Source organism: Phyllobacterium sp. SYP-B3895 (assembly GCF_009647635.1).
Taxonomy (GTDB): Bacteria; Pseudomonadota; Alphaproteobacteria; order Rhizobiales; family Rhizobiaceae; genus Phyllobacterium; species Phyllobacterium pellucidum.
The window spans coordinates 772,142-784,663 of record NZ_WJIG01000001.1; the positions used below are offsets into that span (position 1 = coordinate 772,142).

Annotated in this window: 15 protein-coding genes; 10 read left to right on the forward strand and 5 right to left on the reverse strand. The window is 60.0% G+C overall.

Annotated elements, in window-relative coordinates:
- Nucleotides 1–34: 34 nt before the first annotated feature.
- The 4 genes from pheS to infC all read right to left on the reverse strand — a co-directional run bounded on the left by pheS (nucleotide 35) and on the right by infC (nucleotide 2,650).
- On the reverse strand, nucleotides 35–1,117 hold the full coding sequence (gene pheS / locus GF108_RS03655; protein WP_153666910.1) for a phenylalanine--tRNA ligase subunit alpha: 1,083 nt from the start codon (nucleotides 1,115–1,117) through the stop codon (nucleotides 35–37).
- A gap of 111 nt (nucleotides 1,118–1,228) precedes the next feature.
- Nucleotides 1,229–1,630, reverse strand: a complete 402-nt coding sequence (gene rplT / locus GF108_RS03660) for a 50S ribosomal protein L20 (protein ID WP_027230884.1) — start codon at nucleotides 1,628–1,630, stop codon at nucleotides 1,229–1,231.
- Between the two features lie 41 nt (nucleotides 1,631–1,671).
- Nucleotides 1,672–1,872: a 50S ribosomal protein L35 gene (rpmI, locus tag GF108_RS03665; RefSeq protein WP_027230885.1), complete on the reverse strand. Its 201-nt coding sequence runs from the start codon at nucleotides 1,870–1,872 to the stop codon at nucleotides 1,672–1,674.
- Nucleotides 1,873–2,113: 241 nt separating this feature from the next.
- Nucleotides 2,114–2,650: a translation initiation factor IF-3 gene (infC, locus tag GF108_RS03670; protein WP_036813559.1), complete on the reverse strand. Its 537-nt coding sequence runs from the start codon at nucleotides 2,648–2,650 to the stop codon at nucleotides 2,114–2,116.
- 219 nt (nucleotides 2,651–2,869) lie between these two features.
- Here infC and GF108_RS03675 point away from each other — a divergent pair, with 219 nt between their 5' ends.
- The 10 genes from GF108_RS03675 to GF108_RS03720 all read left to right on the forward strand — a co-directional run bounded on the left by GF108_RS03675 (nucleotide 2,870) and on the right by GF108_RS03720 (nucleotide 12,084).
- Nucleotides 2,870–3,670, forward strand: a complete 801-nt coding sequence (locus tag GF108_RS03675; protein WP_153667326.1) for an alpha/beta fold hydrolase — start codon at nucleotides 2,870–2,872, stop codon at nucleotides 3,668–3,670.
- A gap of 9 nt (nucleotides 3,671–3,679) precedes the next feature.
- The gene (locus tag GF108_RS03680; RefSeq protein WP_153666911.1) at nucleotides 3,680–4,825 is read left to right on the forward strand and encodes a benzoate/H(+) symporter BenE family transporter; all 1,146 of its coding nucleotides are present in this window, start codon (nucleotides 3,680–3,682) and stop codon (nucleotides 4,823–4,825) included.
- 117 nt (nucleotides 4,826–4,942) lie between these two features.
- Nucleotides 4,943–5,389 carry a DUF2852 domain-containing protein gene (locus tag GF108_RS03685; RefSeq protein WP_153666912.1) on the forward strand — a complete coding sequence of 149 codons (447 nt, stop codon included), beginning with the start codon at nucleotides 4,943–4,945 and terminating at the stop codon, nucleotides 5,387–5,389.
- Between the two features lie 102 nt (nucleotides 5,390–5,491).
- Entirely contained in the window at nucleotides 5,492–6,250 is a 759-nt protein-coding gene (locus tag GF108_RS03690) for a M48 family metallopeptidase (protein ID WP_153666913.1), read from the forward strand.
- A 17-nt stretch (nucleotides 6,251–6,267) separates the two neighbouring features.
- Nucleotides 6,268–6,891 (forward strand): YdcF family protein, encoded by a 624-nt coding sequence (locus tag GF108_RS03695; protein WP_246663830.1) that lies wholly within the window; start codon nucleotides 6,268–6,270, stop codon nucleotides 6,889–6,891.
- Between the two features lie 55 nt (nucleotides 6,892–6,946).
- A complete protein-coding gene (locus GF108_RS03700; RefSeq protein ID WP_153666915.1) occupies nucleotides 6,947–7,606 on the forward strand; it encodes a phosphoribosylanthranilate isomerase in 660 nt (219 codons plus the stop codon).
- Between the two features lie 45 nt (nucleotides 7,607–7,651).
- Nucleotides 7,652–8,902, forward strand: coding sequence for a tryptophan synthase subunit beta (gene trpB / locus GF108_RS03705; protein ID WP_370462068.1), 1,251 nt, complete (start codon nucleotides 7,652–7,654; stop codon nucleotides 8,900–8,902).
- 2 nt (nucleotides 8,903–8,904) lie between these two features.
- Complete coding sequence (trpA, locus tag GF108_RS03710; protein WP_153666916.1) at nucleotides 8,905–9,744, forward strand: tryptophan synthase subunit alpha; 840 nt, start codon at nucleotides 8,905–8,907, stop codon at nucleotides 9,742–9,744.
- Between the two features lie 45 nt (nucleotides 9,745–9,789).
- Complete coding sequence (gene accD, locus GF108_RS03715; RefSeq protein ID WP_027230895.1) at nucleotides 9,790–10,722, forward strand: acetyl-CoA carboxylase, carboxyltransferase subunit beta; 933 nt, start codon at nucleotides 9,790–9,792, stop codon at nucleotides 10,720–10,722.
- Nucleotides 10,723–10,755: 33 nt separating this feature from the next.
- A complete protein-coding gene (locus GF108_RS03720; protein WP_153666917.1) occupies nucleotides 10,756–12,084 on the forward strand; it encodes a folylpolyglutamate synthase/dihydrofolate synthase family protein in 1,329 nt (442 codons plus the stop codon).
- Between the two features lie 45 nt (nucleotides 12,085–12,129).
- Here the strand turns inward: GF108_RS03720 and trxA are convergent, their stop codons facing one another.
- A complete protein-coding gene (gene trxA / locus GF108_RS03725; RefSeq protein WP_027230897.1) occupies nucleotides 12,130–12,453 on the reverse strand; it encodes a thioredoxin in 324 nt (107 codons plus the stop codon).
- Nucleotides 12,454–12,522 lie beyond the last annotated feature (69 nt).

The window sequence follows — 12,522 nt, forward strand, 5'->3', positions numbered from 1 at the left end:
CGCTCGCACCGGAAACAGGTTTCTAGCGCTGCGCTCACGCGCTGAGGCCCCCAAACAGGGTCGGCATGTCGAGCGGGCGGAAGCCGTAATGCGACAGCCAGCGCACATCCGCATCGAAGAAAGCGCGCAGATCCGGCATGCCGTATTTCAGCATGGCAATGCGGTCGATACCCATGCCCCAGGCGAAGCCCTGATATTCATCGGGATCGAGGCCGCCGGCGCGCAGCACATTCGGATGCACCATGCCGCAGCCGAGGATTTCCATCCAGTCATTGCCCTCGCCGAACTTCACTTCCTTGCCGGAGCGATCGCACTGGATGTCGACCTCGAGCGATGGTTCCGTGAACGGAAAATAGGAGGGACGGAAGCGCATCTTCAACGACGGCACTTCGAAGAACGCCTTGCAGAACTCTTCGAGCACCCATTTCATGTTGGCGACATTCGCCGTCTTGTCGATGACGAGGCCTTCGACCTGATGGAACATCGGCGAATGGGTCGCATCGGAATCCATGCGATAGGTCTTGCCCGGAATAACGATACGAATCGGCGGCTTCTGGTTCTCCATGGTGCGGACCTGAACCGGGCTCGTATGCGTACGCAACACACGCCGTTCGCCGTTGGCATCCGGATTGAAAAAGAAGGTGTCGTGCATCTCGCGCGCCGGATGGCCTTCCGGGAAATTAAGCGCGGTGAAATTGTAATAGTCGGTCTCGATGTCCGGCCCTTCGGCAATAGAGAAGCCCATGTCGGCGAAAATTGCCGTGATCTCGTCGATGACCTGGCTGATCGGATGGATGCGGCCGCGCTCGACCGGAGAGGCGCGGACCGGCAGCGTGATGTCGACCTTTTCCTTTTCGAGACGAAGAGCGATGGCAACGTCCTTGAGGGCGGCCTTGCGCGCCGTCAGCGCTTCGGTGATCCGGTTCTTCAGGCCATTGATGGCCGGGCCCTGGAACTGGCGCTCTTCCGGCGACATTGCGCCCAGCGACTTCAGCTTCTCCGAGATCGAGCCCTTCTTGCCGAGTGCAGCAATGCGTACGGCCTCGATGGCCGCTTCGTCATTAGCTGCCTCAATTTGCGCGGCAAGCACGCTTTCCAGTTCTACCAGGTCGTCCATCGTTCATCACCTGTCTGATCGTCAATGACAAAAATCGAAAAACCCGCGCCAGCCGAGCCAGCGCGGGTTTCCCAAGTCTAATTTTCCGAAAATGCTTTGGGAGCGCTGGGCTTAGTGGACAGCGCCTTCAAAAGCGTTCGGAGTGGTGTTCTTGAGGTACTCAAGCGCCTTCTTGGCAGAAGCGACGAGTGCACCGAATGCTTCCGGCTCGTGGATCGCGAGATCCGACAGAACCTTACGGTCGACTTCGATACCCGACTTCGACAGGCCGTCGATGAAACGGCTGTAGGTCAGGCCATGCTCGCGCACGGCGGCATTGATGCGCTGGGTCCAGAGCGCGCGGAACGTGCGCTTCTTGTTCTTGCGGTCGCGATAAGCGTACTGCTTCGAACGGTCAACGGCAGCCTTTGCGGTGCGGATCGTATTCTTGCGGCGGCCACGGAAACCCTCGGCCTGCTTCAGAACTTTTTTGTGCTTGGCGTGGGACGTAACGCCCCGTTTTACACGTGCCATGATATGATCTCCTTGTCTTAAGGACTAAAAACGCGCCCGGCTTAGAGGCCGTTGGGCAAGAACTTCTTCACGATCTTCGCATCGGCATCGGAAAGAACCATTGTGCCACGTGCGTCACGGATGAATTTGTTCGAACGTTTGATCATGCCATGGCGTTTGCCAGCGGCGGCGGCTTTGACTTTGCCAGTCCCGGTTACTTTGAACCGCTTCTTGGCAGCAGATTTGGTCTTCATCTTGGGCATTTTGCTACTCCATTCTTCTAAAGGAGCCCTTGTGTTTCCATGAAACGGCGGCTCCTGTTTTTCCACTTCAGGCCGACCAAAGCCTGAAAGCATACAAAACCGCCACGGCATGCCCTGCCGGGCGGTTTGAACGGGGCCTTATTACCAGAAGTCTGAAAAAGCGCAACAACTGAATCGATCAAGGCCGATTGTAAATGAAAAAGCCGCCCGAAGGCGGCTCTTGATCCCAGACAAGTGCCTGTCAGCGCGGTGCGAGCACCATCATCATCTGGCGGCCTTCAAGCTTCGGCTCCGCCTCGACCTTGGAAATCTCGACAGTGTCTTCCTTCACCCGGTCGAGCAGACGCATGCCGAGTTCCTGGTGCGCCATTTCGCGGCCGCGGAAACGCAGCGTTACCTTGACCTTGTCGCCCTCATCGAAGAACCGCTTGATCGCCTTCATCTTCACATCATAGTCATGCGTATCGATGTTCGGACGCATCTTGATTTCTTTGATTTCGACGGTCTTCTGCTTCTTGCGCGCCTCAGCGGCCTTCTTCTGGCCCTGGTACTTCAGCTTGCCCAGATCAACGATCTTGCAAACCGGCGGCTCGGCATTGGGGACGATCTCGACGAGATCAAGTCCGGCCTCATCGGCCATGGCCAGTGCTGCCTGAATGGTAACGATACCGTGGTTTTCACCTTCGGCATCGATCAATTGTACCTGAGGTACGCGGATATCGCGGTTCGAACGAGGTCCATCTTTCTGGACCGCCTGTGCTCTAAAGGGTCGGCGAATGGCAGTAGTCTCCTTGAATTATTTCGGTCAACGCAAATAGCACCGTCGGACCAGCGCCGCAATGCTTCTATGCGTCGGGCCCATGCGAATACCATTTTTTTCGGGATAAATCATCCATAACAGACATAGGATTGTTTCAGTTTTATGCAATATCGCGGGCTTTATTGCCAGGTGCGAACATGGCAAAAGGCAGTATAGCGATAGATGACAGGCATGCTCATGGACATTACCCCGCCCCAGTTCCACACCGTCGATGGAATCGAGATTGCCTACCGCAGGCGGAGTGGAGGCGAACCCGGTCTCGTCTGGCTCGGCGGCTACCGCTCGGACATGCTCGGCACCAAGGCCGAGTGGCTCGATCAATGGGCTGCGAGCAACGGCCTTGCCTATCTTCGGCACGACTACTCCGGGCACGGCGAATCCCGCGGTGAATTCCGCGACGGCACGATTTCGCTCTGGCTCGAACAGACGCTGGCGGTGTTCCGGGAGTTCACCTCCGGGCCCCAGATCGTAATCGGCTCGTCGATGGGCGGCTGGATTGCCCTACGCCTCATCGAGGAACTGCAGAAGGTCGGTGAAGGCGGACGGATCGCCGGCCTCGTCCTAATTGCGCCGGCGCCCGACTTCACCTCGGAGCTGGTCGAGCCGCAACTGACCAACAAGCAACGGCGGCAGATCGCCGAGCTTGGTTATATGGAAGAGCCGTCGGAATATTCGCCGGAGCCCTATATCTACACGAAGAAGCTGCTCGAAGACGGGCGTAACAACCAGGTATTGAAGGGTGTCATCCAGACCGACTGTCCCGTCCACATTCTCCAGGGCATGAAGGACGACGACGTTCCCTATCGCCATGCCTTGCGACTCGTCGATCATCTTCCCGTCGACGACGTGACGATCACCCTCGTTCGCGACGGCGACCACCGCCTTTCCCGCCCGCAGGACCTTGAACTTCTGACGCGAACCGTGTCTTCAATGGTCGATCACACCACCCATCCAAAGTCCCGCCCGCCCGTTCAATAGGTCACCCTCATGCGCTTTTCAGTGGTTGCTTCTGCCGTCGTTGCTGCGGTCGTCGGTTTCGGCGGTACGCTGGCGCTGATTATCGCGGCGGCGCAGGCGCTGGGCGCGACACAGGCTGAGACCGCAAGCTGGGTCACCGCGGTCTGTCTCGCCATGTTCTCCGCCACCGGCTACCTCAGCTGGCGCTACAAAATGCCTATCATCAGTGCATGGTCGACCCCCGGCCTTGCGCTTATCGGCGGGTCGATCGGCTTTACCATGCCTGAGGCCGTCGGTGCCTTTATCGTCACCGCCCTTGCCATCATTCTGACGGGGCTGATCAAGCCGGTCTCGGCTTTCGTCTCGAAGATCCCGGCTTCCATCGCCTCGGGCATGCTTGCCGGCGTGCTCTTTGCCTTCCTCATCGGCGCGGCGCGAACCATACCGGTTGATCCGCTGTTTGTTCTGCCGCTGGCGGCGCTGTTCTTCATCATCCGGCTCTATAACCCTGCCATGGCCGTCCTCGCGGTACTCTTCGGCGGCGTGATATACGCCTTTGCCAGCGGGCGCGTGGCAAGCGTACCCTCGGTCGAACTGTCGACGTTGACGCTGATCATGCCGGTGTTTGACCTCCGCGCCATGATCGGCCTCGCCCTGCCGCTTTATCTCGTCACCATGGCTTCGCAGAACTTACCGGGTTTCGCGGTCTTGCGCGCTGCAGGTTACGAGCCGCCCACGGCCGCGGCTTTGCAGGTGACCGGCCTCGTCTCGCTGCTCAGCGCGCCCTTTGGTGGGCATACCAGCAATATGGCGGCGATCTCGGCTGCCATCTGCACCGGTCCCGATGCCCATCCTGACCCGCAGAAGCGTTGGCTGACCGGACCGTTCTATGCGCTTTCCTATCTGATATTTGCGATCTTCGGCGCCTCCCTCGTCGCGCTCTTCGCGGTTCTGCCGGCGCCGCTGATCGCGCTCGTCGCCGGCCTCGCCCTCATCGGTGCATTTACCAACGCGCTGTCGCTTGCGCTCAAGATCGAAAAGGAGCGCCTTGCCGCAATCGTGACCTTCGCGGTCACGGCATCCGGCATCTCGATCGCCGGAATTGGTGCGGCCTTCTGGGCGCTCGTTGCGGGCCTGCTCGTCTATTGGCTCGATCACGTAAAGAAAGCGGTATGATTCCAAAGGCTTGTCGCATTTGGAGTCACGTTTTCTTGAAATGCCAAAATTTCCTTCCCATGTCGTAATCGATCGACCAATCGGGGTCGGGCTTTCTTCAGTAAGGAAGGGCTTTAGATGAACAATGCTGCTTTGATCCGGCCAGGCTGGACCCCGGCGACCATCGCTCTGATGATTATCGGTTTCATGCTGTTCTGGCCACTTGGCTTAGCCATGCTTGCCTACATTGTCTGGGGCAACCGGTTTGGCGGTTTCAAACACGAAATGAACAATGCCGCTGAAAACGTCTGCGGTGCGTGGCGCCGCAATCGCCGTTCGCAACGTTTCGGCAGAGGTCCGTTCGGCACCGGCAACGTCGCCTTCGACGAATGGCGCGAGAAGGAACTGGAGCGCCTCGACGAGGAACGCCGCAAGCTCGAAGAGATGCGCGCCGAGTTCGAGACCTACGCGCAGGAACTGCGCCGCGCCAAGGACAGGGAAGAATTCGACCGCTTCATGGCCGATCGCAACGCCAGGAAGCCTTCGGGATCGGTTCCTGATGTGAATAAAGGCAACGGCGAATAACCCTGTTTCAATCGTTCGTTGCTGTACGAGGCGGCGCCGGGATGTCCCGGCGCCGCTCCTGTTTTGGCTGGCGACACCCCTCGAATCAACTAAAGTGGCCGCATGATCCTGTCCCTGTTTCGGAATCCGCCGAAAAAGTCCGCCACGCTCACGGCTGAACGCAGCTATGAGGTGGCCGGGCGCGTTCTGCCGCTGCGCGTCATGGAGAACCCTCGCGCTACGCGCTTGACACTGCGGATCGACGCCGGTGGCAAGGGGCTGCGCATGACCGTGCCGCCCGGCATGCCGGCGCAAGAGATCGATAAGTTCCTCACGCGCCACGAGGGTTGGATCGAGACCCGCATCTCCAAGATGCCCGACCAGCCCAAGGTGCGCCCCGGCGTGAAGATACCGGTGCGGGGTGTGCCGCATCTCATCGTTCACGAACCCGCCAAACGCGGCACGGTCCGGCAGGAGCAGGGCCCAGACGGGCCATTACTCATCGTTTGCGGTGACCGCCCGCATCTTGCCCGCCGTGTCGGCGACTTCCTCAAGCGGGAAGCCCGCCGCGACCTTGAGATGCTCGTCGCGCGCCATACTGCAGCTGTCGGCCGACGCGCAAAAGCGGTGCGGTTGAAGGATACGAGAAGCCGCTGGGGCTCCTGTACCTCCGATGGCACGCTGTCCTTTTCCTGGCGCATCATGATGGCCCCGCCGCCGATCATCAATTATCTAGTCGCGCACGAGGTCGCCCACCTTAAGGAAATGAACCACGGTCCGAAATTCTGGAAGCTGTGCAGCGAACTTTGCCCGGATACCGATCGCTGCAAGGCCTGGCTGAAGCGCAATGGCGGCGCATTGCAGGCAATCGATTTCAGCTGATGGCAGTGGATCTTCCAATGCCGGTTTTGCAGGCCGCAAAAACGCTGTGGGAGTATCACCACATCTACGATCCGCTCGCCAAGTCGGACCTGATCATCGGGCTCGGCAGCTACGATCTGCGCGTCGCCGACCATTGCGCCGCGTTGTTTCGCCAGGGTCTGGCGCCGCGCATTCTCTTTACCGGCAAATCCGGCAACTGGACCGGCAACCTTTATGAAAGCAGCGAAGCAGAGGCGTTCGCGCACCGTGCCGTCAATCTTGGCGTGCCCGCCGCCTCCATTCTCATCGAGCCCCGCGCCACCAATATCGGCGAGAATATCTGCTTCGCCAGGTCAATGGCCGGCGAGCAGGTCCGGCGGGTCATTATGGTCACCAAGCCGCAGACCCAGCGGCGCGTCCGCGCCACGGCGGATGCACAATGGCCTGAAGTTACAACACTGGTGACCGCGCCGCCTACCCGTTTCGAAGACCAACCAACGACGGCCTATCCGCTTGAGGGCCTTATCAACGAGATGGTTGGGGACGTGCATCGCATGAGGATTTACCCCATGAAAGGCTATCAGACAGCGCAATCCATCGCGGTATCCGTCGCGGATGCGTTCGAATTTCTTGTCGCGAAGGGCTATCACCACCATCTGTGACAGAGTCCGATGCAAAATCCTCGACTTTGGCGCATTTTCATGCGAGTGGCGGGTCATGAGCCTTGATATAAAGATATGCGGATTGAAAACCGACGAAGCAGTTGCCGCTGCCCTCGACGGTGGCGCCACGCATATCGGCTTCATCTTCTTTGCAAAGAGCCCGCGCAATATTGACCCTGCCGAGGCCAGCCGTCTGCGCCGCGCCGCTGCAGGCCGGGCAAAGGCCGTTGCCGTTACCGTCGACGCCGACGATGCCGCGCTCGATGCGATCGTTTCCGAAATGGCGCCTGATATGCTGCAGTTGCACGGCCACGAGAGCGTCTCGCGCTTGCGGCACGTGAAAGCGCGTTATGGCCTGCCGGTGATCAAGGTGTTCTCGCTGCGCGAACGCGGCGACCTTGCACAGATCGAGCCGTACATCGGCATCGCCGATCGGCTAATGTTCGATGCCAAGGCACCCGCCGGCTCGGCCTTGCCGGGCGGCAATGGTGTCGCGTTCGATTGGCAGGTCTTGAGTGAACTTGACGGCTCGCTCGATTACATTCTGTCCGGCGGGCTGAATGCCGGTAATATCGCCCAGGCATTGCAGGAGACATTGCCGGGCGGCATTGATATTTCATCCGGTGTCGAATCGGCGCCCGGCGTGAAGGATATCGGGCTTATCAAGGAATTTTTCAGGGCCGTGCGCGCTGCCAAAAGCGCCGATGCGGCTTAAGGCGGGCAGTCGTTTCGGCGACTATCCCAGGAACGGAGTGGAGCAGTGAACAAGGTGGTGGAGCCCAATTCATTCAAGACAGGTCCCGACGAAGAGGGCATGTTCGGTATTTTCGGCGGGCGCTTTGTTGCCGAAACGCTGATGCCGCTCATTCTTGAATTGCAGCAGGCCTATGACGACGCCAAGAATGATCCTGCGTTCAAGGCAGAGCTTCAGGCGCTTTCCACGCACTATGCCGGCCGCCCCTCCAAGCTTTATTATGCCGAGGGCCTTACCCGGCACGTGCGCCAGCTCGCCAAGGACCAGGGCGGCAATGGCGGCGCCAAGATCTACTTCAAGCGCGAAGACCTCAATCATACCGGCAGCCACAAGATCAACAATTGCCTCGGGCAAATCCTGCTCGCCAGGCGCATGGGCAAGACCCGCATTATCGCCGAGACAGGCGCCGGACAGCATGGCGTTGCCTCGGCTACCGTGTCGGCTCGCTTCGGGCTCCCCTGCGTCGTTTATATGGGCGCGACCGACGTCGAACGGCAGAAGCCGAACGTCTTCCGCATGAAGCTGCTTGGTGCCGAAGTGAAGCCCGTCTCCTCCGGCCATGGCACGCTCAAGGATGCCATGAACGAAGCGTTGCGTGACTGGGTCACCAATGTCGACGACACCTACTACCTGATCGGCACAGCCGCTGGTCCCCATCCCTATCCCGAACTCGTTCGCGACTTCCAGTCCGTCATCGGCATTGAGGCACGCGAGCAGATCCTCGAACAGGAGGGACGCCTGCCCGACACGATCATCGCTGCCGTCGGCGGCGGGTCCAACGCAATCGGCCTGTTCCACCCGTTCCTTGACGACAAGAGCGTCGAGATCATCGGCATCGAGGCTGGCGGACGAGGGCTCGACGGCATCGAACATTGTGCCTCAATGAGCGCTGGCCGTCCCGGCGTTTTGCACGGCAACCGCACCTACCTCCTGCAGGATGAGGACGGCCAGATCCTTGACGGTCACTCGGTCTCGGCCGGCCTTGATTATCCGGGCGTCGGACCCGAGCATTCCTGGCTGCGCGATACGGGCCGTGTTTCCTACGTGCCGATCCTCGACAATGAGGCGCTCGACGCCTTCCAGCTGACGACACGCGTCGAAGGGATTATTCCCGCGCTCGAATCCGCCCATGCCATCGCGCATGCGGTGAAGATCGCGCCGCAGATGGAGCAGGACAAGATCATGATCGTCAATCTATCCGGCCGCGGCGACAAGGATGTACACACGGTCGGCAAACTGCTTGGAATGGACATCTGATCATGACGACCCGTATCGACAGGAAATTTGCCGCACTGAGAGCCGAGGGCCGTCCGGCGCTCGTGACCTACTTCATGGGCGGCGATCCGGATTTCGACACCTCGCTCAGGATCATGCAGTCGCTGCCGGTCGCGGGTTCCGATATCATCGAACTCGGCGTGCCCTTTTCCGATCCCATGGCTGATGGCCCCGCTATCCAGGCTGCGGGCCTGCGGGCGCTGAAAAAAGGCATGACCCTGACGAAGACCCTGGAGCTTGCCAGGCAGTTTCGCGCGAGCGACGATACGACCCCGATCGTACTGATGGGCTACTACAATCCCATCTACATTTACGGTGTCGATCGCTTCCTGAAGGATGCCGTGGCTGCGGGAATCGATGGTCTCATCATTGTCGACCTGCCGCCGGAAATGGATGAAGAGCTGTGCATCCCCGCCATCAAGGCCGGGATTAACTTCATTCGCCTGGCGACGCCGACGACGGACGAAAAGCGCCTGCCGAAAGTGCTGCAGAACACCTCCGGCTTCGTCTACTACGTATCGATGACCGGCATCACCGGCTCGGCGCTTCCTGACACGTCGAAGGTTGCGAGCGCCGTCGAGCGCATCAAGAAGCACACGGACCTTCCGGTCGTCGTCGGTTTCGGCGTCAAGACCGCAGAACAGGCAAAGGTGATCGGCAGCGCCGCCGACGGTGTTGTCGTCGGTACGGCGATTATCAATGCCGTTGCCAATACCATCCGTCCCGATGGCTCGCTGGTCGCCGATCCTGCCGAGGCAGTTGCCACCATGGTGCAGGGCCTCTCCAGCGGCGTCAGGGCTGTACGCCTTGCGGCGGCCGAGTAGAAGCTCTAAATCACCTGAACCTTTGACGGAAGAACAGGACCGATCATGAACTGGATCACGAATTACGTTCGGCCAAAGATCAACTCGATGCTTGGCCGCCGTGAAATGCCGGAGAATCTCTGGATCAAGGATCCCGAGTCCGGAGAGATGGTCTTCCACACGGATCTCGAAAAGAACCAGTGGGTCGTCCCGTCTTCCGGCCACCACATGCGCATTCCGGCGCGTGATCGGTTGCGCTTTTTCTTCGATGACGGGATTTTCGAGACGCTCGAGCAGCCCAAGGTCGCCATCGATCCTTTGAAATTCCGCGATGAGAAGCGCTATATCGACCGCCTCAAGGAACATCGCACCAAGACCGGGCAGGACGACGCGATCATCAACGCGCTCGGCACCATCGAGGGTCTGCCGATCGTCGTCACGATCCACGACTTCAGCTTCATGGGCGGTTCGCTCGGGATGGCAGCAGGCGAGGCAATCATCAAGGGTTTTGAAACAGCGATCGCGCAGAAGAAGCCGCTGGTGCTCTTTGCCGCGTCGGGCGGGGCGCGCATGCAGGAGGGCATTCTTTCGTTGATGCAGCTGCCGCGCACCACGGTTGCCGTGGAAATGCTGAAGGAAGCCGGCCTGCCCTATATCGTCGTCCTGACCAATCCGACGACCGGTGGGGTCTCGGCATCCTATGCCATGCTCGGCGATATCCATATTGCCGAACCCGGCGCCCTGATCGGCTTTGCGGGGCAGCGCGTCATCGAACAGACGATTCGCGAAAAACTGCCGGAAGGCTTCCAGCGCGCCGAATATTTGAAAACCCACGGCATGGTCGACATGGTGGTGCCGCGGCCGCAGCTCAAGACGACCATTGCCCGTCTCCTCAAGATGATGATGGGCCAGCCAGCGACGGAAATTGCCGAGGAGACCGATGTGCCGAACGGTCTCGCGACCACCGCTCTGCCGGTTCCGGCCAAGGCCGATTCCTGATGCCACTGCGCCATACCTAAAGCCGGATGTGCAATGTCGTCGCATGCTGAAAAGGAAATAGAACGGCTGCTCGGCTTGCACCCGAAGGGCTTCGACCTGTCGCTCGGCCGGATCACACGCCTGCTCGACACGTTGGGCAATCCGCATCTGAGACTCCCGCCCGTGATCCATGTCGCCGGGACCAACGGCAAGGGTTCGGCGGTAGCCTTCTCCCGGGCACTGCTCGAGGCCGCGGGCTATACCGTGCATGTGCATACCTCCCCCCATCTTGTTCGCTGGCATGAGCGTTACAGGCTCGGTGCGCCGGGGGGCGGCAAGATTGTCGAGGATGCGGTTCTGGCGGAAGCGGTGAAACGCGTCGCCGAAGCCAATGCCGGGCAGGCGATTACCGTCTTTGAAATTCTGACGGCAGTCACCTTTGTGCTTTTTTCCGAGCACCCGGCGGACGCGGTTGTCCTTGAAGTCGGTCTTGGCGGAAGGTTCGACGCGACAAATGTGATCCCGGAGCCGGCGGTCAGCGTCATCATGCCGATCTCGCTCGACCACCAGCCCTATCTTGGCGATCGCGTGGAGCTGATTGCAGCCGAGAAGGCGGGTATTATCAAGCCCCGTTGCCCCGTCGTTATCGGCGCGCAGGACGAAGAAGCCGTGCGCATGGTCCTGATCGAGACCGCCGAGCGCCGCGATTGCCCCTATGCCGTCTATGGCCAGGATTTCCTGAGTTTCGAAGAGCGCGGCCGCATAATCTATCAGGACAATACCGGCCTGATGGATCTGCCCCTGCCGAACCTTGTTGGCCGCCATCAACTGGCCAATGCGGCGGCCGCCATCCAGGCCGTGCGGACCGCCGGCTTTAAAGTTCCCGAACAGGCCGTCGAGCGCGCCATGACCACCGTGGAGTGGCCGGCGCGCATGCAGCGCCTCGTCAAGGGCAAGCTTGTTGAACTATCCGTACCCGGTTCGGAGATCTGGCTCGACGGCGGACACAATCCCGGTGCGGGCCTCGTGGTCGCAGAGGCGATCGCCACCCTTGAAGACCGCAGCCAGCGCCCGCTTTTCCTCATTACGGGCATGATCAATACCAAGGACCCGGTCGGCTACTTCCAGGCATTCACCGGCATGGCGCGCCACGTCTATACGGTGCCGATCCGCTCCAGCGGCGCCGGCATCCCGCACGACGAGTTGGCAATTGCTGCCAACGAAGCGGGTCTTTCCGCCGAGCCGGTGCATTCGGTCGAGAATGCCTTGAAAATCTTGCGCGATAGCTGGGACTCCAGCGAACCCGCGCCGCGCATCCTCATCGGCGGCTCCCTCTATCTTGCCGGCGAAGTGCTCTCGGATAACGGCACGCCGCCGCAATAAAAAACCCGGCACAAGGCCGGGTTTTCAGTCTGTAGTCCGGATTGATCAGGCAGCCGAATTTCTGATCCAGTCGCTGAGCTTGCTCTTCGGAGCAGCACCAACGAGGTTGGCGGCAAGCTCGCCATCCTTGAACATCAGAAGGGTCGGGATGGAACGGACGCCGAACTGGGCGGCCAGTTCCGGATTCTCATCGATGTTGACCTTGGCGATCGTGACCTTGCCTTCCATCTCCGAAGCGATCTCCTCGAGGGCCGGCGCGATCATCTTGCAGGGGCCGCACCACTCCGCCCAGAAATCAACGACGACAGGCTGGCCAGCCTGGATTACATCGGACTGAAAATTGCTGGTGTCGATCTTGACGGTAGCCATAGGCTTTTCCTTGTAGGTTTGTTGAATGTGTTGCACATCATGTGGTGAGTCTATCCACACTCGTCAAGC

Bases quoted from the DNA above. Each gene is read 5' to 3' on its own strand.
- pheS (WP_153666910.1), bottom strand. From the start codon at position 1,117: ATGGACGACCTGGTAGAACTGGAAAGCGTGCTTGCCGCGCAAATTGAG.
- rplT (WP_027230884.1), bottom strand. From the start codon at position 1,630: ATGGCACGTGTAAAACGGGGCGTTACGTCCCACGCCAAGCACAAAAAA.
- rpmI (WP_027230885.1), bottom strand. From the start codon at position 1,872: ATGCCCAAGATGAAGACCAAATCTGCTGCCAAGAAGCGGTTCAAAGTA.
- GF108_RS03675 (WP_153667326.1), top strand. From the start codon at position 2,870: ATGGACATTACCCCGCCCCAGTTCCACACCGTCGATGGAATCGAGATT.
- GF108_RS03680 (WP_153666911.1), top strand. From the start codon at position 3,680: ATGCGCTTTTCAGTGGTTGCTTCTGCCGTCGTTGCTGCGGTCGTCGGT.
- GF108_RS03685 (WP_153666912.1), top strand. From the start codon at position 4,943: ATGAACAATGCTGCTTTGATCCGGCCAGGCTGGACCCCGGCGACCATC.
- GF108_RS03690 (WP_153666913.1), top strand. From the start codon at position 5,492: ATGATCCTGTCCCTGTTTCGGAATCCGCCGAAAAAGTCCGCCACGCTC.
- GF108_RS03695 (WP_246663830.1), top strand. From the start codon at position 6,268: ATGCCGGTTTTGCAGGCCGCAAAAACGCTGTGGGAGTATCACCACATC.
- GF108_RS03700 (WP_153666915.1), top strand. From the start codon at position 6,947: ATGAGCCTTGATATAAAGATATGCGGATTGAAAACCGACGAAGCAGTT.
- trpA (WP_153666916.1), top strand. From the start codon at position 8,905: ATGACGACCCGTATCGACAGGAAATTTGCCGCACTGAGAGCCGAGGGC.
- accD (WP_027230895.1), top strand. From the start codon at position 9,790: ATGAACTGGATCACGAATTACGTTCGGCCAAAGATCAACTCGATGCTT.
- GF108_RS03720 (WP_153666917.1), top strand. From the start codon at position 10,756: ATGTCGTCGCATGCTGAAAAGGAAATAGAACGGCTGCTCGGCTTGCAC.
- trxA (WP_027230897.1), bottom strand. From the start codon at position 12,453: ATGGCTACCGTCAAGATCGACACCAGCAATTTTCAGTCCGATGTAATC.